This is a genomic window from Flavobacterium sp. 22659 (assembly GCF_052044235.1).
Taxonomy (GTDB): domain Bacteria; phylum Bacteroidota; class Bacteroidia; order Flavobacteriales; family Flavobacteriaceae; genus Flavobacterium; species Flavobacterium johnsoniae.
The window spans coordinates 40,162-61,331 of the sequence record NZ_JBQEMU010000015.1; the positions used below are offsets into that span (position 1 = coordinate 40,162).

Consider the following 21,170-nt stretch of genomic DNA (forward strand, 5'->3'; position numbering starts at 1 on the left):
GACAAGTTCAACTATTTAGAGTTTAATTGAAAACCATTTGGGTACATAATTGCCAGTAAAACACAAATCAATAGAAAGTTGTATTCTACTCCGTTTCTTCCTCCGCCCACAACAAACCAGCCTTCCTGAAAATGAACCAAAACAATTCCCATAAGCAGTACAAAAATGGTTATGAAACCTACCGGTTTAACATATTTGTTAAAGAGTAATAGAATAGCTGCCACTATATGTGAAATCTTAATTGACCAAGCTAAAAATACGCCAAAAGGAGCAAAGCCAATTTGATTTAAATACAGATTTCCAAAGTCATTAACACCGCCGTTAAACATTCCAAAAACAGAATGGGTAAGTAAAATAATGGCTGTGGCTATTCTTAAAAGTAAAGTTCCGTTCATACATTATGATTTTTGGTTTATAAAAAAAGCACATATTAAAATTAATTAATATGCGCTTAAAATTTATAATTAAGTTCGTTTTTAAACTTTTCCTAAAGTGTACAATTGTTCCATTGTAGGCGTTGGACTTCCGCCTGCAGGTTCTAAAGTAATTCCGAAGGCTTCTGCAGAATCTGTCTGGCTTACAGCAAAGATTTTTTGAGAATTTCCTTCAAAATTATCCAATAAACCAATACTTGTTGGTGTAAGAACCGGACTAAGCTTTAAAGACCAAACCTGATAAACCATTCCTTTTGGCGGTGTTGGTAAACCCGCAGCATCAATATAAGTTGTTTTTGTCTGCTTGTTCCAGTACACTTTTGCAAAAGATGTTGGAGAAACCGCCTGACCACCAAGAGTTACGCCTGTGTTTTTAATATCTCTAACGATACTTAGGTTTTTCTCAGTCTGCTTATTCTGCTGATCTAAGAACGCATATTCTCTTTGAATTTTGTTTTTCTCACTTCCAACTGTAGAAATAGCTTGTTTTGTTTTTGTAAGCTCTAAAGTCTGGTATCCAAAACCTAACAATAATAACACCGCAGCTGCCCAGCCTACATATTGTGTCCAGTTTGACGCTGGTTTCAATTCAACTACTTTGCCATGTTTAAGTTCTAAACGCGCTTTAATTTTTTCAAAATTTTCAACAGAGTGGAAAGGAGCAAAGCTGGATGATAAAGCTACAATGGCTTTTTCTATCGCAATAATTTCCTGATCTACATCTTTATTATTCTTCGCCAGTTCGGCTATTTCCAGATTCTCTTTTTCGGTTAATAAACCGTAAACATAAAGTTCTAGAATTCCTGATTCAATATATTCTTGTGCTTCCATTATATTTTTAGATAATTTCTTAAATCGTTAATACAGTTTCTGTTTTGAGTTTTGATAGTTCCCAGTGGCAGTGCCAATTCTTCTGAAGCTTCTTGCTGAGTATATCCTTTAAAAAATAACAAATCAATTATTTCGATACATTTTGGTTTCAGTTTTTTTACGAACTCCTGAATACCAATTGTATCAATTCGATTAGTTAATTTATTACTGTCATCTAACAGATTTACGAAATTATCTGAGGAAAGGTTTTTTTGGCTGTTATTAAAATTTTTAGATCTCAGCTTGTCAATAGACGTATTCCTAGCTATATTAAGGATCCAGGTGTAAAATCGGCCCTTGCTTTCATTATATGAATCGATGTTTTTCCAGATTTTTACAAAAACTTCCTGCAAAACATCTTCGGCTTCTTCGCGATTTTTTATTAGAACATTAATAACTGAGAATAAACTTTTAGAGTACATATCGTACAAATGGGTAAAAGCTCTTTCGTCTTTTTTGTAAATTAATACTAACAATTCTTCTTGACTCATAGATTTGGATTTAAAGCTTAAACAAAAATTTATCGAACATATTTTTATAACCTGAGATAAAGATAATTCATTTTTTTGTGAAAAATACTATTTTTTTAGTAGCCAAAAACTTAGGAAAATTAAGGCTTGAGAAAAAAAAGTAAAAAAAAGTGCAATTTTTTTTACTTTTTTTAAATCCAAAAGCAAACCTCTTACGTATATAACCTTAGAAATGAAAATGATAATTAAAACGTTCTCGAATTTCTTAAAAAAGTATTTATGATCAGGATAGAAAATTTGAAAATATTAATTGTTGGTTTAACAGCCGTTTTATCATTAATTAATTTTAGCAATAGTGATTTTAAAAACGAAATCACAAAGAAGGCTGCATTGCATTTGAAATTTTAGAAAAAGATATTGAATAGTTGATGTCCTCGGACTTCCAACTGAAAATTATAATAAATTACACATTTTCCAAAGAAGAAATTTTCCACACATACACGCCATAAATAAATTGAATAAGTGTGATTTAAATAAAAGAAAATGATTTTCAATACAACCGGGGCATCAACTATAATTTACAATATATAAAGGTAACAATCATTAATTCATGGTTTGATTTGTTTGTATGGGGGGAAGCCTGGCGTCTGATTAACGCCAGGCTTCAATTTTTATTTAACTTATTATTAATAAAAATAAAGACTTCAAAATCATACGCCTGAAATACTTTTTAATTAATTTTATAAAAAATTATACAATGAAAAAAATACTATTTATAGCTTGCAGTGCCATTTTTTTTCTAAGTGCACAAGCTGAGGCTCAAACAAGCAAAAATAAATTATCTAAATCAGATAAGGCTATGGCAAAAGAAACAATTTACCAGTTTAAAGTAGAAGATTTATCAGGAGACACTTTTGATTTTGCGTCTTTAAAAGGCAAAAAAATCTTAATTGTAAATACAGCATCAAAATGCGGCTTAACGCCTCAATACAAAGATCTTGAAGCTGTTTACAAAGAATACAAAGACAAAGGATTTGTAATTGTTGGTTTTCCTGCAAACAATTTCGCATCACAAGAGCCTGGAACAAACAAAGAAATTGAAACTTTCTGCCAGCAGAATTATGGTGTAACTTTTCCTATGATGAACAAAGTTTCTGTAAAAGGAGACGATATGTGTGATGTTTACAAATTCCTGACTCAAAAATCTAAAAACGGTTTACAGGATTCTGAAGTTGAATGGAATTTTCAAAAATACCTGATTAATGAAAAAGGTGAATTGGTTAAAGTAATCAAACCTAGAACTCTAGTAACAGAACCAGAAGTAATTAATTGGATAAAAAGCTAAATTAGAACTATCTAAAACGAAAAAATCCACAAATTTGAGTTTGTCAAATTTGTGGATTTTTTTTAGTTGGTAAGGTACTGAGGTTCTAAGGTACTAAGTTTTTTATGTCCAAAATGGAAAAAAGCTCAGAACCTTAGTACCTTAGAATCTCAGCACCTTTAATTAACATAGAGTAACTGATATTGTTTCGGTGTAATTCCTTCGTGTTTTTTAAATAATCTTATGAAATAATTGGCATCTTCAAAACCAGATAAATAACAAACCTCGTTTATTTGAATTCCCGGATTTCTAAGCAGTTTTTTGGCGTGCTTTATTTTTTCATTTAAAATATATTCAATCGGGCTCATGCCTAATTCTCTTTTGAAAAAGCGATAGAATGATGTAGTACTCATACAGGCTTTTTCGCTTAGGATTTTTAGATTTATATTTTCTTTTAAATTGAGCCTTATAAATTCTGTTACTTCATAAATTGGATTATTGGACTGAATTACAATGCCTTCATCAATAGATTTTGCAGTTTGTGTCTGGATAATTCTAATTAATAATTCCTGTAAAGTTAAATCGGCAAGAGCATCTTTTGTTATTGAGGTACTCATACATTCTTTTATAAGTTTGTTGATCGTTGCGGCAAGATCAACATTATTATAAAAGAAATAATTCTGATAGTTTAACTGCCAGAAAGCATCAGTTCCTTCTTTTGGATAACGCTCGTTTAAAAAGTTTAAAGTTTCATTAATTTTAGTATTATCAATAGCTAAAGCGAGACATTGAGTGGGATTTTCTCTGGATGCTTCCGGAAAATCGATTTTCATTTCAATATTGGATGGAACAACTACAGTTTCTCCCGGAAGGTAATCAAAAGCGGGTTCATCAAAAAGATGCATGATTTTTTTACCGCGAAGCATACTAGTCACAACAAAATCATTGAATTTAAGCGGTACAAGATTAGACGATTCGTAAGTCTCAAAAAGATTTAATTCGCATTGATTAAGCGTATAAACGCTCCTGTTTTCAACAAGTGTTTTTAATGATTTTTCATTTGATAAATGAGGCGGATTTATTAAAACACGTTGATTATGCATTGCCGTTAAATTTAAAGTGGAAACTCTAAATTTAATAAAAATATGTTTAGAAAATTATGATTTAACGTTTTATTAAATCAGCTCTTCGATGTGTTTTTTGATGTTTTCAGAAATCTTTTTGGTTGGAAGATCATTTTCATCATCTCCAAAAGGATCTTCGATTTCTTCTGCAATAAGTTCCAAACTTGCCAAAACATAAAATATAAAAACAACAACCGGTGCCACTAAATATCCTAAACTTACAGAATATCCAAAAGGAAGTGTCATGGTATAAAAGAAGATAAACTTTTTAATAAAAGCACTGTAAGAGTAGGGAATAGGCGTGTTTTTGATACGCTCGCAGGCACCGCATATATCTGTAAAAGCAGTTAATTCTTCGTTTAAAGTAATAAGCTGATCGCCGGATATTTTTTTAGCATCATACAAATCGTTAATTTTATGATACATTATTCTTTTGAGCTGATTGGGCTTATGCTTATGCTGATCAATTTCTAATTCAACATCTTCAAAAAGCTGTTTGCTGGTATCGGCATCTTTTAAATGTTTATGCAGGATATCAGCGTATAATGGAATATATTTTCTGAAAAAGTTTCTGTCGTTTTCATCTTTTAAAACTGCCGAAAGTTTAATAGCAAGATTTCGGCTGCTGTTTACAAGACCTCCCCAAAGTTTACGGCCTTCCCACCAGCGGTCATAGGCCGTATTGGTTCTAAATACAAGCAATAACGAAATTACAAAACCCAGCATTCCGTGCATAATGGGAATGTTGTGAATATAATCGTTTTTACTGACTTTAAAATAATGAATTTCAAGATATCCTACTAAGGCAGAGTAAATGCCGATGGCAATCATTATGGGAAATAATTTTCTAACGGTATCTGACTTGTGAAAATGGAATATAAATGTAAACCAGTCTTTGGTATTATATGAAATCATCTAAGTTTGTTTTGAACAAATTTAGTTTAAAAATTAATATTTCCTGCCAATTCTTTTAATGCAATTTCAGATAGCTTTGCTTCGTATTGTGCGTTGCTGTAGCGTACTTTTGCATTCACATAATTGAGCTGTGCCGTTCTAAAATCGATAGTTGTAATTGTTCCTATTCTAAATTTGTCTAGGGTAATTTCTAAGTTTTGCTTAGCGATTGCTTCGTTGTTTTCTTCCAGATCTATTAACTCTAAATTGGTTAAATAGGTTTGAAAAGCAGTACTTAATTGTGTATTTAATATTGAAGTTTGTTGTTCAACAGCAATTTTAGAGTTTTCAATTTGAAGTTTAGCAACTTTTTCATTTCTATGCTGATTAAATCCATCAAAAATGTTCATGCTCGCATTAAAACCATAATTAAAACCTCTGGAAGATGTTTCGCTGGTAAAACCTAAACTAGACTGGCTCTCAGCAAAATTATAACCAGAAGTTAATCTTAAAGTTGGATAACGGTCTGCTTTTACTTGTTTAAGCTGTAATTCGGCAATTCTTTTGCTTATTATCTGCGATTCTAATGCCGGGTTTTGTTTTTGTGCAAGATCCATCAAATCTGCTAAAACAAGTTTATTGTCTACGTTAACTTCATCAGTTACTTTAAAATCAATCTTTGGATCACGAGCCAGATATTGATTCAACAATATTTTAGAATTTGCATAAGATTCTTTTTGTCTTAATAATGCAACCTGATCTGAGTTTAAATCAACCTGAGCATTTAAAACTTCTAATTTTGAAGCTTTTCCAATTGTAAAACGATTTTTAGCTAACTCTAATCTTTGTTTAGAAATTACAATTGTTGTGTCTAAAGCCGCTAATTGTTGCTGTTGCTGCACTAAATCATAATAAGCCGAATTTACCTGACCAATTTTAACCAATATGATTCTTTTTAATTCAGAATCACCTAATTTTTGAAGCTCTTTTAATTGATCTAATCTGGCAAACATTTTTAATCCGTCAAAAACAGTCCACCCAAGACTAACTCCATAATTTAAACTATTGTTTTTGGCATTGTTTAAAGATGTCGAAGTTCCATCCTGACGCGTTTGCGATGAATTAGTTACACTGTTGTTGTCTGTAACAGAAGCAGTTGCTGTAGGCAGCATTCCGGCATTTCCAACAGTAACATTGGTTTCGCTTATTGTAGAGTTGTTTTTAGCAATTTTGATCTCAAAATTGTTCTCTAAAGCGATTTTCATAGCATCTTCAATAGTTAAAACTTCTTGTGCATTTGTTTTAAAAACACATAAAAGAATAATTAGTAAAGCGCTGTATAGTTTTTTAATATTCATATTTGTTTTCTTTGACTTTAAAATCACGAATTTTAATTGAGTAAAATTCGTGATTTTTTGGACAATTATTTGATACTTTCTTTTTCGTATTCGTCGATACGATCAAATTCAGGATAATGTTTTCGGGCTTTAGACCACATAAAGTAAATCGCCGGAATAACAAAAAGTGTTAATGCAAGAGAGAAAATAGTTCCTCCAACAATTACAACTCCCATACCAATTCTACTGGTTGAAGCTGCTCCAAGCGACATAGCAATTGGAAGTGCTCCTAATGCAATAGCTAAACTGGTCATTAAAATTGGACGTAAACGTGCTTCAGATGCTTCAAGAATAGCCTCCATTTTTGGTTTTCCCTGTTCTCGTAACTGATTGGCAAATTCAACAATTAAAATACCGTTTTTGGTTACCAGACCAATAAGCATTACAGTACCAATCTGACTGAAAATATTCCAGGTTTGATTGAACAGCCATAATGAAAATAATGCTCCTGCAACGGCCATTGGCACCGTTAAAATGATAATAAACGGGTCGATAAAACTCTCAAATTGTGCTGCAAGAATCAGGAAGATTAATAATAAAGCTAATCCAAAGGCAAAAGATGTATTCGAGCTGCTTTCTACGAAATCTCGTGATTCTCCCGCTAAATCGGTTGTGAAACTTTCATCCAGAACTTTCGCTTTAATTCGGTCCATTTCCTGAATTCCTTCTCCTAAGCTTTTTCCTGGAGCCAGACCTGCAGAAACAGTAGCCGACATATAACGGTTGTTGTGGTATAATTGAGGCGGATTACTCTGCTCATAAACTTTAACTACGTTATCCATTTGAATCAATTCACCATTTTTGTTTTTCACAAACATCGAAGTCAAATCTAACGGCTTCGATCTGTCTTTTTGGTCAAACTGCCCAATAACCTGATATTGTTTTCCGTTTTTAATGAAATATCCAAAACGCTGTCCGCTTAACGAAAGCTGTAATGTTTGTGCAATGTCAAGAATAGAAATTCCTAAACTTTCGGCTTTTGCTCTGTCGATAGTTACGTTGATCTCTGGTTTATTGAATTTTAAGTTAACATCAGTAGTAGAAAACACATCACTTTTACCAACTTCATTCATAAAAACAGGGATTTTCTCTCTTAATTTATCAAAATTTGGAGCCTGTATAATATATTGAATAGGCAAACCGCCTCGTCTGTTAACTGCAATTGTAGGCTGTTGTGTTACAGAAGTTTTAGCATTTGGATATTGCTTAGTCCATTTGGTTAATTTATCAGCAATTTCTTTTTGCGATTTTTCTCTTTCATCAACATCTTTTAATGTAAGTCTAACCAATCCGCTGTTTACAGAGTTTGAACTGAATCCTGGAGAAGTAATCACCAGACTCACTTTTTTCTCCGGAATAGAATCATCAATTAATCTTGAAATTTCCTGCATAAAACGATCTGTATACTCGTATGAAGATCCCTCAGGAGTTGTCATACGCATGGTTACAGAGCTTCGGTCATCATAAGGCGCGGTTTCTTTTGGAAGAATAGTAAAAAATAAATAAATCAATCCAAAACAAGCAATTAAGATTGGAAAACTAATCCATTTTCGATCCATGAATTTCGTTAATGCCTCGGCATAACTGCTGTTCATTTTTTCAAAAAACGGTTCGGTTTTAATATAGAATTTAGATTTTTTCTGTTCGCCGCCTTTCATTAAATACGCATTCAGCATTGGTGTTAAAGTCAAGGATACAAAGGCAGATATTAATACGGCTGCACCAATTACAACCCCAAATTCCCTAAATAGTCGTCCAACGAAACCTTCAAGAAAGATTACTGGTAAAAATACTGCAGCAAGAGTTACAGAAATCGAAATTACGGCATAAAAAATCTCGTTTGAACCCTTAATTGCGGCTTCAATAGGCGACATTCCTTCTTCGACCTTTTTAAAGATATTTTCTGTAACTACAATTCCATCATCTACAACCAGACCGGTTGCCAATACGATAGCTAATAAGGTCAATACGTTGATAGAGAACCCGAAAAGCCACATAATAAAGAAAGTAGCAATTAACGAAACCGGAATATCAATTAAAGGTCTGAAAGCAATTGCCCAGTCTCTAAAGAACAAATAAATAATGATAATAACCAGAACGATAGAAATTCCTAAAGTTTCAGCAACTTCAAGTACAGATTTTTTTACGAAAATGGTATTATCAAGTGCAATATTTAGTTTGATATCTTTAGGAAGATCTTTCTTTAAAGTTTCGTACTTTTTGTAGAATTCTTTCGAAATATCTAAATAATTGGCTCCCGGCATTGGTACAATAGCAAGACCAATTAATGGAAGTCCTGACTGACTTAGTTTGGTTTCTAAATTTTCCGGTCCTAATTCAGCACCTCCAATATCACTTAAACGAACAATTTTATCACCGTCAGTACGAATAATAATATTATTGAATTCTTCTGGTTTAGAAAGATTTCCAACAGTTTTTACAGTTAATTCAGTATTGTTTCCGGTTAACTTTCCTGAAGGTAATTCAACATTTTGAGAATTTAATGCCGTACGTACGTCAGCTACGGTACAGCCATAAGCAGAAAGTTTGGCTGGATCAATCCATAAACGCATTGCATAACGTTTTTGTCCCCAGATTTGAACGGCGCTGACTCCAGGAATTGTTTCTAATCGCTGCGAAATAACATTTTCGGCATAATCACTTAATTCTAATGAACTTCGTGTATCACTTTGAACCGTCATCGAAATAATGGCATCACTATCAGCATCGGCTTTTGATACAACCGGAGGAGCATCAATATCCTGCGGTAAGCTTCTAATTGCCTGCGAAACTTTGTCACGCACGTCATTTGCGGCTTCTTCTAAATCTTTATCAAGATTAAACTCGATAGTAATGTTACTGCTTCCCTGATTACTTGAAGAAGTTATATTTCGAATTCCGTCAATTGCATTTACTGCTTTTTCAAGAGGTTCTGTAATTTGTGATTCAATAATATCAGCATTGGCTCCGGTATAATTGGTTCTAATTGAAACCTGTGCCGGATCGATCGAAGGAAATTCTCGTACGCCGAGAAAAGTATAACCAATGAAACCGAATAAAATAATTAATAAATTCAGTACGATGGTTAAAACTGGTCTTCTTATACTTGTAGTTGATAAACTCATGTGTAATTTTAGATTTTAGATTGTCGGTTATAGGTTTCAGATTTATTGCTAAATCTTACTACTATCTTTAAATCTATATTCAAGTCTTTATGACTATTTTACTTTAACTTTAATTGGTGCTTCGTTTTTTAATGACATAACACCGCTTGTAATTAAAGTATCTCCAGCTTTTAATCCTGATAAAATTAGAATTGAAGAATCGGTTCTTGTTGTAGCATCAACCATAACTTCTTTTGCTTTGCCATTATCGGCAATAAAAACTTTTTTACCGTCTTGTATTGGAATAATAGCTTGAGAAGGAACAACTATAGCGTCTTTAATAATGTTTAAAGGTAATTTGATGTCGGCAAAAGTTCCAGGGAAAAGTTTTCCGTCGGTATTGTCGGCAATAGCACGAATCTGCAGTGTACGGGTTGCAACGGCTACCTCAGGTTCTATGGCATATATTTTTGCTGTATAGGTTTTATTTGAACCCGAAACCGTAAAATCTATAGTAGATCCTGATTGTACCTGCGAAGCATATTTTTCAGGAATAGAAAATGTAATTTTTAATTTTCCTGTGTTTACTAGTTTTGCTACCAAAACAGTTGGTGTAATATAAGTTCCCGGTGAAATAGAACGAAGACCAATTTTTCCTGAAAATGGTGCTTTTACAGATGTTTTAGATATTTGTGCTCTTATTAATTGGCTTTGTGCCTGCGCAGAAGCATGGTCTGCTCTTGCTACATCAGCTTCTTCCTGGCTGATGGCTTCTTTTTGAAGTAAAAGTTTAGCTCTTCTTTCATTTTCTGCAGCCAAGCCTTCTTTAGTTACAGCTTGTCTTAACTGCGCTTTTAATTCGATATCATTTACTTTAAAAAGTACCTGACCTTTATTCACATAAGTTCCTTCATTAAAATAAATACCTTCTACAATTCCAGAAACTTCGCTGTGAATTTCAATTTGTTCATTGGCTTCGATAGAACCAGATAATGACAAATTATTATCAAAAGTAGTAGTTTGAATTACTAATCCTGTTACTGTTGTTGGTTTGTCTTTGTCGCCAAATTTTTTTGATTCGTCGTTCTTTCCTTTGTTGGATATTATTCTATACGTAATAAATCCTCCTAAAACGATGATTATCAAGGCGTAGATTAGATGTTTTAATTTCATAAAAATTTAGGTGAATGTGTGTTTTGGTGTATGTTTTTGCAACTGGCAAATTTAACTTTTTGTGTTGAAACCGAAAGATGTTAGCTTTTATTTAACATTTGGATTGCAATAATTTCAAATTGTATTTAGTATGCATAGTTGTTGTAAAGAGTTTGCTTTTAGATATTGTTTTTAATAAAAGGTTTAAAAGCAAAATGTTATTTTTTTTAATTTTTTTTGATGCTTTATTTGTATTTATCTTTAAATCAAGCAGATGTGTTTTCTGCTGTTTCTGTTTTATTTTTAAAAACAGTTATTGATATAGGTAAAGAATAAAAAAAATAGTATTTGTCCGATTTTTTTTGCAGTTTGTCGAATTTATTTGTATTATTGATATGTTAAACAAAATGATAATTTTATCAGTATTTGTTAAGGAATACTCTTAGGATTATTGTTAAAATAGTAGGATTGGTGTAGTTTTTTTGGGTTTTTTATAGAATTTGATTGATAATTGTATTAACAAGTGTTTATAATTTCTGTTCTTAATTGCTAAAAAATATTATATGAAGAAAAAATTACTCCTAAGTTTATGGTTTACATTACTATTTGCTTCAATAGGCTTTCTTTTCTGGCAGAATGAGTTTAAATACAGTCTGCCAACGCCAATTCCCAAAAACTATCATGATATAGCTATGGGAAGTAAAATAAATTTATCGCAATGCTGTCCTTTTGACAACAAGCCGGTTTTCTTTCATTTTTTTAATCCTGACTGCCCGTGCTCACGCTTTAATGTACCTCATGTGAGTGATCTCATAAAAAAGTATGGCGATAGAATTAACTTTAAAATAGTTGTTTTAAACAAGCACAAAACTTTTACTATTGAAGAAATCCAACAAAAATTTGGAGCCCGGATTCCTGTATATTTTGATGAAGGAATTGCAAAAAAATGCGGTGTAATTTCTACGCCGCAGGCTGTTCTTTTAGATCCTTCTCATAATTTATATTACCGGGGTAATTACAATAAAACAAGATATTGTACAGATGCAGAGAGTAATTATGCTCAAATGGCGATCGATTCGCTGTTAAAACAAAACAATTCGCCCTCATTTAATGCTTTAGCTCTAAGAGCTTACGGATGTTCGTTACCAAATTGCACTAAATAAAATCTATCACTAACTTAATTTTTTACCTATGAAAACAAAAGCCAGTTTGAATGAGCAAGATTATCTGCACAGTTTTATGTCTACAATGACACAAAAATCAGATACTATTATTAATTACGTTCTTGTTGTTTATTTTCTTCTCGGAATTGGATTATCATTTAAGTACGATACATTCGAAATAGGAGTGGGAGTAGGAACTCTTAATCTCTTAGCGTATTATTCTGCCAAGTTTTTTATGAAGAATTCAAAATTCTATCAGTATGTTTTGTCTGTTATACTGGCAATTTTTATGGCGCAGTACATTTACCAAATGCATGGTTTGTTTGAAATGCATTTTACGGTTTTTATTGCAAGTACTATTTTGATTATCTATCAAAACTGGAAATTACAAATTCCGCTCACGCTTTTAGTTATACTGCATCATGCTGGTCTGGCTTATTTGCAAAATTTTGTTTTTAACGATGCAAACGGTCTTCAGGTTTATTTTTCTCAGGTAAACTTTGATTTAGAAACCCTGATTATTCATACTGTTTTAGCGGCAGTTGTATTTTTTATGAATGGATATTGGGCCTACTATTTTAAAGAACACAGCCAAAATCATATTTCTAAAATTTCTGATGAATATGAATTAGAAAACATGAAACTTGCTTCGGCAAAATTCAGTTCAATGTCGGCTACAAAAGAATACAATGATTTTATTCACAGAACAACTTTAGATTTAAAGCTTCCGGTTAATTCTGTTTTAAAATTAATTGATGTTTCAAAAGGTCATACAGATAATGATAAACTGCTGACTTATCTGGATATGATGCGTGAAAGTGCTAAAAAAATCGATGATTTGGTAAATGATATTCATGTAAAATCTACTAATACCAGACATTAAAATAATTAAAAAACCAACTTCCAAAAAAATACACGCAGCACTACCATTGTTTGTTAATTATTAATAGAAAATTTATGGACACTAGATTTACCCGCCCAACTCCATCAGACCGAGAAGTCGATTGGAATAAAAATAAAGTATTACTAAGTAAAACAGATAAGCACGGAACAATTCTATATGCCAACGAAGATTTTATAGATGTTTCCGGATATGATGAATTTGAACTTATTGGACAGCCTCACAGTATTGTGAGGCATCCTGATATGCCAAAAGTAATTTTTAAGTTCTTGTGGGATAGCATTAAATCAAGTGAAAATATTCATGTAATTATAAAAAATATGGCCAAAACAGGCCGTTATTACTGGGTTGTAACCGACTTTAAAATTATAGCCGATACAAATGGAGACGGTGATATAGTTGGATATTTCGGAACACGAAAATCTGTTCCTGAACCTATTATTACAAAATTCATAGAACCTTTGTATAAAAAACTGCTGCAAATCGAGCAGACCAGCGGGATAATAGCTTCTGAGGAATATTTGGTTGGTTTTTTAGAAGAACGCAAGAAAACCTATATGGAATATGTAGATCATTTAATTGCGACCGGAAAAGACGATAAAAATAAAGTCAGCAAGGGTTTATTCAGCGGATTATTTGATAAAACACCTCCTAAAAAATAATAAATCACAAAAAGTTATACTTCATTGTGTCGGCAATATTCAAAAACAAATTTGCCCCCAACAAATCTAAATCACCTGAATATTTTAACTTACTAAAGTTAGATGCAGTGAAGTATTTTTTTTAAGTGGCAGAGTTACAAAGAGGCAAAGTGACAAAGGTTTTTTAGCCTTCAACTTTCCTCGGAATGATACTCATTAAAAAACTTTGTGACTTTGCACCTTTGTGCCTAGAGCGCCAGCGACTAAGAAATATAATTCCAAATATTTTTTCTTTTCGTTAATTCTAAGAAGACAGTTTTTAAAATAGCGTGTTCGGGTTTTTGTAACGGTGGATCTTCTTTTAAGATTTTCAGGGCATAATTTCTGGCGAAAGACAAAATCTCTCTGTCTTTTACAATATCAGCAATCTGAAGGTTTAAAACACCGCTTTGCTGCGTTCCCATTAAATCTCCAGGACCACGAAGTTTGAGATCGACTTCGGCAATTTCAAAACCATCATTGGTCTGCACCATAGTTTCCATTCGGGTTTTACTGTCAGAGCTTAATTTATGTCCAGTCATTAAAATACAATAACTCTGTTCGGCACCACGTCCAACACGTCCTCTAAGCTGATGCAGCTGCGAAAGACCAAAACGTTCAGCACTTTCGATAATCATAACACTGGCATTAGGCACATTTACACCAACTTCAATTACAGTTGTAGCCACCATGATATTTGTTTTTCCTTCAGAGAAACGTTTCATTTCGGCATCTTTATCCGCAGGTTTCATCTTTCCGTGAACAATTGAAATTGAGTATTGCGGCAGCGGAAAATCCCTTGAAATACTTTCATAACCATCCATCAAATCTTTGTAATCCATTTTTTCAGATTCCTGAATTAAGGGATAAACAATATAAATCTGTCTGCCTTTCGCAATTTCATCACGCAGGAATTTCCAGACTTTTAAACGGTTTGTATCAAATCGATGAACGGTTTGAATTGGTTTTCTTCCCGGTGGCAGTTCATCAATTACAGAAACATCCAGATCACCATATAAACTCATAGCTAAAGTTCTCGGAATTGGCGTTGCTGTCATGACCAAAACGTGCGGCGGAATCTCATTTTTTTTCCACAATTTAGATCTTTGTTCTACCCCAAAACGATGCTGTTCATCAATAATAGCAAGACCTAAATTCTTAAATTTAACTTTGTCTTCTAATAAAGCGTGAGTTCCTATTAAAATCTGAAGACTTCCATTTTCGAGATCTTCATGAATAATTCTTCTTTCAGAAGTTTTGGTTGAACCGGTTAAGATTTTTATACTGATGTTTAAAGTATTGGCAAACTCAGATAAACCAATAAAATGCTGATTTGCTAAAATTTCTGTCGGCGCCATCAAACAAGCCTGAAAACCATTATCTATAGCCAAAAGCATGCTCATAAAACCTACGATTGTTTTTCCAGATCCTACATCTCCCTGCAGTAATCGGTTCATTTGGGCATTGCTTCCCATATCAGAACGAATTTCTTTTATTACCCTTTTTTGAGCATTTGTTAAGTCAAACGGGAGATGATTTTGATAAAATTCATTAAAAAGTTCACCCACTTTTGTAAAAGGATGACCTTTAATTTTATGTTTTCTAATTAGGTTTTTAGTAATTAACTGCAGCTGAATAAAAAACAATTCCTCAAACTTCAATCTAAATTGTGCTTTCGCCAAAGCATCGGCACTTTTAGGAAAATGTATGTTGAATAAAGCGGCTCTTTTTGAGATCAGTTTTACTTCTTCAAGTAAATAAGGCGGAAAAGTTTCTGTAAACAAAGCTCCGGTTTCAATAAACAACTGTTCCATCATTTTGTTTATTGTTCTGTTAGAAATTCCTCTGTTTGTAAGGGTTTCTGTAGAAGGATAAACAGGCTGCATGGCAGAACGAAGACTTTTTTCGTGTTCGCTCAGCAATTCAATTTCCGGATGCGCCATGCTAAACTGACTTCCGTATAAAGAACATTTTCCAAAAATAACCAGCGGTTCATTAAGTTTTAAACTTTCACGAATCCATTTATGACCCTGAAACCAGTTAAGTTCAATCTGTCCTGTATCATCAACAAAAGAAGCAACAAGACGTTTTTTATTCTTAGCAAATTCGACTGTTTTTATATTGATAATTTTTCCAATAATCTGAACTTCAGATCCGGTGTTTTGAAGCTCATTAATTTTATAATAACGAGTTCTGTCTATATATCGATTTGGATAAAAGTTTACTAAATCTCCATATTTATGAATTCCTAATTCCTTACGAAGCAATTGACCACGGCTTGGGCCAACACCTTTTAAGTATTCGATAGGAGTTTCAAGAAGATTATTAGACATGAAGAATTTTGAATTTTAGATTTTAGACTATAGATTTTAGATTGTTGATTTTAAATAAAAATAATCTATATTCTTTGTTCTATGCTCTTTTATTTAGAAAAGCGAAGATAGATTTTAATTAGTAAATTTGAAAATCGAATGTTTGACAGAACCTTAAAATGTTTTTTTTACAATGCTATTCTTAAGTTAATCAATTAAAACGCAACCTTTTAACTATATATTCATCTATTATATAAACTAACCTTAAAAATAAACCAAAGATGAAAAAGTTTGCCTCTATTTTTATGTTGATGTTAAGCATTGTTTCTTGTTCAAACGATGATGCAGATTCCAGAAATTCCTCCAACTATTACGGAAAATGGGAATTAACAAAATATACAACTACTTTTATTTTGGCTATTTATGTTGCCGGAGAACCTCAATGGAAAGAATTTTACGACTTTAAAAGTGATGATACATTTGTAAAAACCAGAATACGAAATGGTGTAACTACAACAGCATCCGGAACTTTTAAAACAACATTAATTCAAAATCAGACACACCTTCAATTAACTTATAATGCCGAAAGTGATATTATTGGAAGCTGTACAGGGAAACTAAACGAAGAATTGTTTATTAAGGAAGGTACATTGATAAGCACTTGGCAAAACTGTGATGGACCAGGATTTGAATATTCAAAAGTCAGGTAATCTGCCTTTTAAAGTTTATAATTAAAATATATATCTCATATTCAAAAACTCTGCTATTTTTCCGGCAGAGTTTTTAATTATTTAAAGTAAGTATTATTTTAATAAATGAAGATAATTTCTACATTTGTTAAAAATGATATAAGCCCCAATATGAGCAAAGAAGAAAAAATTCCTTTTGAAACCATTCAGTTTGCAGGTGTTACTTTTAAAGTCATTAATCGACACCAAGCCCATGAAATTATAGGTGATCTTACTAATTTTCAAGATCAGAAAATCTACAATGTTTTTGAAGATACCTGGCGTTTTCCTGATTATGAGGAAAATCCAATATTTCTTTTAGCAGAAGATGATGTAGAAATGGATTCATTTGAAATGGATTTTAGTACAGAAGAGCATTCGGATATTTTTATACTAGGATTTATTTTTAAAGGAAATCTTAAAGTTACTAAACTTATAAGCTCTTATGATACAGACAACTCTCCGGCTTTAATTGTGTTGGGAGAAACTGAATCTGTAAATATTAATTTGTTTGGAAGTGTGCATTATTTAGGCGGAGGCGTAAAATGCGATGCACTTTTAGGAGAATACAATCATGGAGAACTTTTTGTAAAAGGAGATGTTACTGCCTGGCTGATTTACAGTGACGATATGCTGATGCATTTTGAACGTTTTACAGATGTTCAGGCTATAATTAGTGTAAACAGACCTGATGTATTGATCTGCAGCAATGTTACCGATGCTGATGGTTCAATTTTAACTATCGAAAACTACTTTCCGTCAACCCATAAAGTATCTGATATTGCAGCCGATTCTTTTATCGAGTTTTCAGATTATGGAACTGCTGTTTTAGACCATTACCATGACGCTTTTAAAGAGGGACTTTCGATTCTGGATTATGATAAAACAGAAAAATATGCCTATGCTAATTTCCGAGAAGAATTCATAAAAATGGTTCAGGTTTTGTCTGAATTGGAATATGTAAAACATATTGGCAGAATCAGCAAAAAAGTTGGAAATAATGAATACTCTTTTATTCCTTTTGAATATGAAGGGAAGAAATACAGTCAGATTTCTGAAGAAATAGGAAATGGTTTTAATATCAAATTACGCGCGTTATGGTGTCATGATGATGAAGAAATTACCCTTGTTCTTGAATATCTTTATGATGATGGAAATCCAAAATACCAATGGGCAAATAATGAAACTGCAGAAGGAATAGAAATGTACTGTGTAAAACGTGCTGCAATAGAAGCTTTTGAAGTACTTACCGCAGAACCTTCTGAAGATGACGACGACGATTATGATGATGAAGACAGCGACGATGAAACAGAATATGAAGAATATGATAATAGTTTTTCATTAGAAGAATATGCTGTTCAGTTTGGAAATTATGCTTTACCGGAAGATTTAGTAAAACTATATGAGTTTGACCAGCAATACGGATCTGAAACGTATTCAGAATGTTTTGGTCTTACAATAACCGAAGAAAAAACCGGTATAAAAACATGGTCAGAAAAAGAAGAATTCTATAACAGTTTTATTGAATTTGCCGGAGCAAATGGTTCAGGAAGTTCTTATGCTTACTGGCTTATTGATAATGATTTGAATAATTGTCCGATAGTAGTTTTTGGGGATGAAGGAGGAATTCATGTAGTAGCAGAAAACATTCGTAAATTAATTCACATTTTAACTCTGGATACCGAAATTTCAGTTGATTTTGATTCTGCTTATTTTTATAAAGATGATGAATATTATGATGAAAACGAAAATAAAGCAGAGTTTCACCAATGGGTTAAAAATGAATTTAATCTGGATCCGATAGAATCAAACGAAGAAACGGATGAAATTGTAAACCAGGCCAAAGAAAAGTATAAAAAACGTTTAAACGATTTTTTAACGAAGTTTGATATTGAAATAGGGGAAGACGAAGAAGAATAGTTTTTATCTTTGAATAAAATAAAAAAAATGGCAACACATTTAGCACTTTTACGCGGTATAAACGTTTCCGGTCATAATATGATGAAAATGGAAGCTTTAAAAACGATGCTGGAAAATATTGGTTTTAAAAACGTTCGAACCTATCTGCAGTCCGGAAATGTTTTTGTAGACAGCGAAGAAGAAGCTTCAAAAATTGGTTTCATGATTAAACAGGAAATCTTCAAAGTTTTTGGACATGAAGTTCCTGTATTAGTGCTTTCAAAAAAAGATTTAGAATTATCTTTTGCTAATAATCCTTATTTGAAAGAAAAAGACATTGATATTAAAAGATTATATATCGTTTTTGTTTCAATTGCTTTAAAAAAAGAACACATTCACGACTTAAAAATTAGTCAGTTTAAACCCGATGAAGCAAGCATTGACGAAAACAGAATTTTTATTAAATATGCTGTTGGCGCCGGAAAAACAAGATTAGAACTTAAATATATCGAGAAAAAATTAAATGTAATAGGAACTATGCGAAACCTTAATACCGTTACGAACCTGCTTAAAATGTACGAAGAATAATGAAAAAAATAATTGCAATCTTATTAATTGCTTGTTTCTGCCAGTTAACAGCAGCACAGGAAAAAACTAAAACCAACATTGAAAATTTCAACTCTTTTCTTAAGAAATTTAATGAAGATAAAAATTTTCAATTAAGCCGTGTAAAATTTCCTATTGTAATCAAAACGCTTGATGATAATTTAGAAGAAATTAGTGTTACCAAGACTCAAAAGAATTATAGGATTCTAAAGTTAGACGATAAAGGAATGGAGTTTAAACAAAAAATTATACTGAAACAAAAAAGCGCAGTTATTGAGCAGCGCGGCATTGATACTGGTATATATGCTGATTATATTTTTGAGTTAAAAGATAATAAGTGGTTTCTTAAAACATGGGTTGATCAATCAACTTAATTTTTAATCCCGAAGCCATTTTTGCATAGCCGGAAAAGGAGATTTATTTTCTTTTTCGGCTCTTTCATTTCCAACACACAATCCCATCCATTCAAGAAACGGCAATCCGATATAAGTACCGCTGTTAAAATTCGAAATAAACCAGTCAGACTGATTTCTGTAACCATTTGGATGAAACACAAACTCTATTGGTAACTGCAAGTAATGCAGCGCCGCAAAAGACCATAAAATAGCTGCGATTTCTTCTCCTTGAGTCGGCCAGTCTGCAGGAATTTCATCTGTGCCAATCAAATTTCTATTAGAAGCTGTCGTTACTGCTAAATGTCCGGCTTCGTGCAGTATATCACCGGGATATAATAATTTATCGTAATCAATATAAATACAGTTTGGACCTAATTCTAATCCTGGTAAAAAAGTAGAATCTAATGGTTTTTCGATTACATCAATTTCTATTTCTTCAAGAAACTGAAGCACTTTTTTTACTTCAATATTTTCTTTTAAAGCCATATTAGTTTGTTTTAATCTTGATTTTTTTCAAATAAATTGTATCGGCATTATGCAGACTTCCTTTTCTGGCGCCTCCGCCAAACGGATTCATAAATTGAATATTTTGAGATTCATAACCTTCTTTTTCAATTTTTTCGTTTACAGATAAAGGCGGCGCTTCAAATCCAAAAAATGTAAACTGACGGTATCTTTTTTCGTTGAGCGTAAAATAACCGTTATCACCGCTCATTGTTTCACCTACATTACAATTCTCAATAGGTTTATGAGATTCAAAATCATAAATATAACCCGTAATTTGAGGTCTTTTACAACGGCTGACTAAACAGCTTTGCAAAGTACTAATCGCTGCAATGAGCAGTATAAAAACAATTGCTTTTTTTAGATAAAATCTATTCATTATTCTTTAATTAAATCACAATACCAAAATCCGTAATCAAATGCATCAGAGGTATTTGTGTCGCATGCTGCATCCGAAGAATTTTGATTTTGCGGTTTTTCATATTTTCGGTAGACAATCTCTCCAGCTTTAAAATTGATAGGTTCAGAAAAGATTGGACCATCAAAAGTAAAAGTATGAAATTCACCGTTTTCTCCGCAGACATCTACATTTTCAGGTAAATCATTTATAAAATCCTGATCGATTATGCGGCCCACAAAGCTTTTGTCTAAATAACGTTCATTTACACAAACTACAATAGTTTTAAATCCGAGTGAAATAAATTCCTGAATCAAATCATGCGACGGAATTTTCCAAATAGGAAACACGCCTTCAAAATCTATTTTTGCTAATTGTCCTTCACGATATTTTCGTAAATCTTCCAAAAAAATATCCCCAAAAACAGAAAAACTAATTCCTTGATTTTTAAGTTCTGTCAAGGTTTCTGTCATTACATTTTCGTAAACCTCCATCGTTGGCATTTCAGGAATCTGCATAACTTTTAAAGGAATTCCAATGCTTTTAGATTGTGCTTCCAATAAATCTACTCGAACACCGTGCATAGAAATCCGCTGATACTGCTGGTTGACACTGGTAAGCAGATATTCAATTTTGTAATCTGGATTGTGTAAGATTTTGTATAGTGCAAGAGCAGAATCTTTTCCGCTGCTCCAGTTAAATAAGGCTTTTTTTGGTGTAGACACGTTTGATTTATTTTCTATCGTAAACTTACAAATTTCATTCGATTTGTTGATCAAACCTTTGTAACTTTGGAATTTCGCCATTAATTTATTT

20 protein-coding genes are annotated in these 21,170 nt (G+C 32.4%); 8 read left to right on the top strand and 12 right to left on the bottom strand.

Features of this window, described 5'->3' with window-relative positions; genetic code table 11:
• Positions 1–11 precede the first annotated feature (11 nt).
• The 3 genes from ACTJIW_RS15180 to ACTJIW_RS15190 form a co-directional block, all read right to left on the bottom strand.
• Complete coding sequence (locus tag ACTJIW_RS15180) at positions 12–395, bottom strand: DoxX family protein (RefSeq protein ID WP_440716596.1); 384 nt, start codon at positions 393–395, stop codon at positions 12–14.
• Between the two features lie 81 nt (positions 396–476).
• Positions 477–1,265, bottom strand: a complete 789-nt coding sequence (locus ACTJIW_RS15185; RefSeq protein ID WP_121361293.1) for an anti-sigma factor — start codon at positions 1,263–1,265, stop codon at positions 477–479.
• Positions 1,265–1,795, bottom strand: a complete 531-nt coding sequence (locus ACTJIW_RS15190; RefSeq protein WP_012025004.1) for an RNA polymerase sigma factor — start codon at positions 1,793–1,795, stop codon at positions 1,265–1,267. The genes ACTJIW_RS15185 and ACTJIW_RS15190 overlap by 1 nt, the downstream gene beginning before the upstream one ends.
• A gap of 736 nt (positions 1,796–2,531) precedes the next feature.
• Between ACTJIW_RS15190 and ACTJIW_RS15195 the strand changes: the two genes are divergently transcribed.
• The gene (locus tag ACTJIW_RS15195; RefSeq protein WP_121361292.1) at positions 2,532–3,119 is read left to right on the top strand and encodes a glutathione peroxidase; all 588 of its coding nucleotides are present in this window, start codon (positions 2,532–2,534) and stop codon (positions 3,117–3,119) included.
• A gap of 158 nt (positions 3,120–3,277) precedes the next feature.
• Here ACTJIW_RS15195 and ACTJIW_RS15200 read toward each other — a convergent pair whose 3' ends face one another.
• From ACTJIW_RS15200 to ACTJIW_RS15220, 5 genes are all read right to left on the bottom strand, one after another.
• Positions 3,278–4,201, bottom strand: a complete 924-nt coding sequence (locus ACTJIW_RS15200; protein ID WP_012025002.1) for an AraC family transcriptional regulator — start codon at positions 4,199–4,201, stop codon at positions 3,278–3,280.
• Positions 4,202–4,273: 72 nt separating this feature from the next.
• On the bottom strand, positions 4,274–5,137 hold the full coding sequence (locus ACTJIW_RS15205; RefSeq protein ID WP_073410452.1) for a bestrophin family protein: 864 nt from the start codon (positions 5,135–5,137) through the stop codon (positions 4,274–4,276).
• A gap of 26 nt (positions 5,138–5,163) precedes the next feature.
• The gene (locus ACTJIW_RS15210; protein ID WP_440716597.1) at positions 5,164–6,474 is read right to left on the bottom strand and encodes a TolC family protein; all 1,311 of its coding nucleotides are present in this window, start codon (positions 6,472–6,474) and stop codon (positions 5,164–5,166) included.
• A gap of 65 nt (positions 6,475–6,539) precedes the next feature.
• Positions 6,540–9,638, bottom strand: coding sequence for an efflux RND transporter permease subunit (locus ACTJIW_RS15215; RefSeq protein WP_012024999.1), 3,099 nt, complete (start codon positions 9,636–9,638; stop codon positions 6,540–6,542).
• A gap of 93 nt (positions 9,639–9,731) precedes the next feature.
• On the bottom strand, positions 9,732–10,790 hold the full coding sequence (locus ACTJIW_RS15220; protein WP_012024998.1) for an efflux RND transporter periplasmic adaptor subunit: 1,059 nt from the start codon (positions 10,788–10,790) through the stop codon (positions 9,732–9,734).
• Between the two features lie 542 nt (positions 10,791–11,332).
• Between ACTJIW_RS15220 and ACTJIW_RS15225 the strand changes: the two genes are divergently transcribed.
• From ACTJIW_RS15225 to ACTJIW_RS15235, 3 genes are all read left to right on the top strand, one after another.
• Entirely contained in the window at positions 11,333–11,932 is a 600-nt protein-coding gene (locus tag ACTJIW_RS15225) for a redoxin domain-containing protein (protein ID WP_012024997.1), read from the top strand.
• 28 nt (positions 11,933–11,960) lie between these two features.
• The gene (locus tag ACTJIW_RS15230) at positions 11,961–12,815 is read left to right on the top strand and encodes a hypothetical protein (protein ID WP_012024996.1); all 855 of its coding nucleotides are present in this window, start codon (positions 11,961–11,963) and stop codon (positions 12,813–12,815) included.
• A gap of 74 nt (positions 12,816–12,889) precedes the next feature.
• Entirely contained in the window at positions 12,890–13,495 is a 606-nt protein-coding gene (locus ACTJIW_RS15235; RefSeq protein ID WP_121361288.1) for a PAS domain-containing protein, read from the top strand.
• 242 nt (positions 13,496–13,737) lie between these two features.
• On the opposite strand, the gene recG is transcribed toward ACTJIW_RS15235, so the two are convergent.
• Positions 13,738–15,846, bottom strand: coding sequence for an ATP-dependent DNA helicase RecG (recG, locus tag ACTJIW_RS15240; protein WP_012024994.1), 2,109 nt, complete (start codon positions 15,844–15,846; stop codon positions 13,738–13,740).
• A gap of 260 nt (positions 15,847–16,106) precedes the next feature.
• Between recG and ACTJIW_RS15245 the strand changes: the two genes are divergently transcribed.
• The 4 genes from ACTJIW_RS15245 to ACTJIW_RS15260 all read left to right on the top strand — a co-directional run bounded on the left by ACTJIW_RS15245 (position 16,107) and on the right by ACTJIW_RS15260 (position 19,432).
• Complete coding sequence (locus ACTJIW_RS15245) at positions 16,107–16,535, top strand: hypothetical protein (protein WP_440716598.1); 429 nt, start codon at positions 16,107–16,109, stop codon at positions 16,533–16,535.
• Positions 16,536–16,685: 150 nt separating this feature from the next.
• Entirely contained in the window at positions 16,686–18,473 is a 1,788-nt protein-coding gene (locus tag ACTJIW_RS15250) for a hypothetical protein (RefSeq protein WP_440716599.1), read from the top strand.
• Positions 18,474–18,500: 27 nt separating this feature from the next.
• Complete coding sequence (locus ACTJIW_RS15255) at positions 18,501–19,040, top strand: DUF1697 domain-containing protein (protein WP_440716600.1); 540 nt, start codon at positions 18,501–18,503, stop codon at positions 19,038–19,040.
• Positions 19,040–19,432, top strand: coding sequence for a hypothetical protein (locus tag ACTJIW_RS15260; RefSeq protein ID WP_440716601.1), 393 nt, complete (start codon positions 19,040–19,042; stop codon positions 19,430–19,432). Before ACTJIW_RS15255 ends, ACTJIW_RS15260 begins: the two co-directional genes overlap by 1 nt.
• Before the next feature lie 3 nt (positions 19,433–19,435).
• Here the strand turns inward: ACTJIW_RS15260 and ACTJIW_RS15265 are convergent, their stop codons facing one another.
• Genes ACTJIW_RS15265 through ACTJIW_RS15275 form a run of 3 tightly spaced genes read right to left on the bottom strand, consistent with a single transcriptional unit; the run spans position 19,436 to position 21,160 of the window.
• A complete protein-coding gene (locus ACTJIW_RS15265) occupies positions 19,436–19,939 on the bottom strand; it encodes a hypothetical protein (protein WP_440716602.1) in 504 nt (167 codons plus the stop codon).
• A 1-nt stretch (position 19,940) separates the two neighbouring features.
• Entirely contained in the window at positions 19,941–20,336 is a 396-nt protein-coding gene (locus ACTJIW_RS15270) for a hypothetical protein (protein WP_440716603.1), read from the bottom strand.
• On the bottom strand, positions 20,336–21,160 hold the full coding sequence (locus ACTJIW_RS15275) for a diphthine--ammonia ligase (RefSeq protein WP_440716604.1): 825 nt from the start codon (positions 21,158–21,160) through the stop codon (positions 20,336–20,338). Before ACTJIW_RS15275 ends, ACTJIW_RS15270 begins: the two co-directional genes overlap by 1 nt.
• Positions 21,161–21,170: the final 10 nt, after the last annotated feature.

What these genes read in the sequence shown, in the direction of transcription:
- ACTJIW_RS15245 (WP_440716598.1), top strand. Translation starts at nt 16,107, where the DNA reads ATGAAAAAGTTTGCCTCTATTTTTATGTTGATGTTAAGCATTGTTTCT.
- ACTJIW_RS15200 (WP_012025002.1), bottom strand. Translation starts at nt 4,201, where the DNA reads ATGCATAATCAACGTGTTTTAATAAATCCGCCTCATTTATCAAATGAA.
- ACTJIW_RS15230 (WP_012024996.1), top strand. Translation starts at nt 11,961, where the DNA reads ATGAAAACAAAAGCCAGTTTGAATGAGCAAGATTATCTGCACAGTTTT.
- ACTJIW_RS15275 (WP_440716604.1), bottom strand. Translation starts at nt 21,160, where the DNA reads ATGGCGAAATTCCAAAGTTACAAAGGTTTGATCAACAAATCGAATGAA.
- ACTJIW_RS15225 (WP_012024997.1), top strand. Translation starts at nt 11,333, where the DNA reads ATGAAGAAAAAATTACTCCTAAGTTTATGGTTTACATTACTATTTGCT.
- recG (WP_012024994.1), bottom strand. Translation starts at nt 15,846, where the DNA reads ATGTCTAATAATCTTCTTGAAACTCCTATCGAATACTTAAAAGGTGTT.
- ACTJIW_RS15180 (WP_440716596.1), bottom strand. Translation starts at nt 395, where the DNA reads ATGAACGGAACTTTACTTTTAAGAATAGCCACAGCCATTATTTTACTT.
- ACTJIW_RS15210 (WP_440716597.1), bottom strand. Translation starts at nt 6,474, where the DNA reads ATGAATATTAAAAAACTATACAGCGCTTTACTAATTATTCTTTTATGT.
- ACTJIW_RS15220 (WP_012024998.1), bottom strand. Translation starts at nt 10,790, where the DNA reads ATGAAATTAAAACATCTAATCTACGCCTTGATAATCATCGTTTTAGGA.
- ACTJIW_RS15185 (WP_121361293.1), bottom strand. Translation starts at nt 1,265, where the DNA reads ATGGAAGCACAAGAATATATTGAATCAGGAATTCTAGAACTTTATGTT.
- ACTJIW_RS15255 (WP_440716600.1), top strand. Translation starts at nt 18,501, where the DNA reads ATGGCAACACATTTAGCACTTTTACGCGGTATAAACGTTTCCGGTCAT.
- ACTJIW_RS15195 (WP_121361292.1), top strand. Translation starts at nt 2,532, where the DNA reads ATGAAAAAAATACTATTTATAGCTTGCAGTGCCATTTTTTTTCTAAGT.
- ACTJIW_RS15260 (WP_440716601.1), top strand. Translation starts at nt 19,040, where the DNA reads ATGAAAAAAATAATTGCAATCTTATTAATTGCTTGTTTCTGCCAGTTA.
- ACTJIW_RS15265 (WP_440716602.1), bottom strand. Translation starts at nt 19,939, where the DNA reads ATGGCTTTAAAAGAAAATATTGAAGTAAAAAAAGTGCTTCAGTTTCTT.
- ACTJIW_RS15270 (WP_440716603.1), bottom strand. Translation starts at nt 20,336, where the DNA reads ATGAATAGATTTTATCTAAAAAAAGCAATTGTTTTTATACTGCTCATT.
- ACTJIW_RS15250 (WP_440716599.1), top strand. Translation starts at nt 16,686, where the DNA reads ATGAGCAAAGAAGAAAAAATTCCTTTTGAAACCATTCAGTTTGCAGGT.
- ACTJIW_RS15215 (WP_012024999.1), bottom strand. Translation starts at nt 9,638, where the DNA reads ATGAGTTTATCAACTACAAGTATAAGAAGACCAGTTTTAACCATCGTA.
- ACTJIW_RS15205 (WP_073410452.1), bottom strand. Translation starts at nt 5,137, where the DNA reads ATGATTTCATATAATACCAAAGACTGGTTTACATTTATATTCCATTTT.
- ACTJIW_RS15190 (WP_012025004.1), bottom strand. Translation starts at nt 1,795, where the DNA reads ATGAGTCAAGAAGAATTGTTAGTATTAATTTACAAAAAAGACGAAAGA.
- ACTJIW_RS15235 (WP_121361288.1), top strand. Translation starts at nt 12,890, where the DNA reads ATGGACACTAGATTTACCCGCCCAACTCCATCAGACCGAGAAGTCGAT.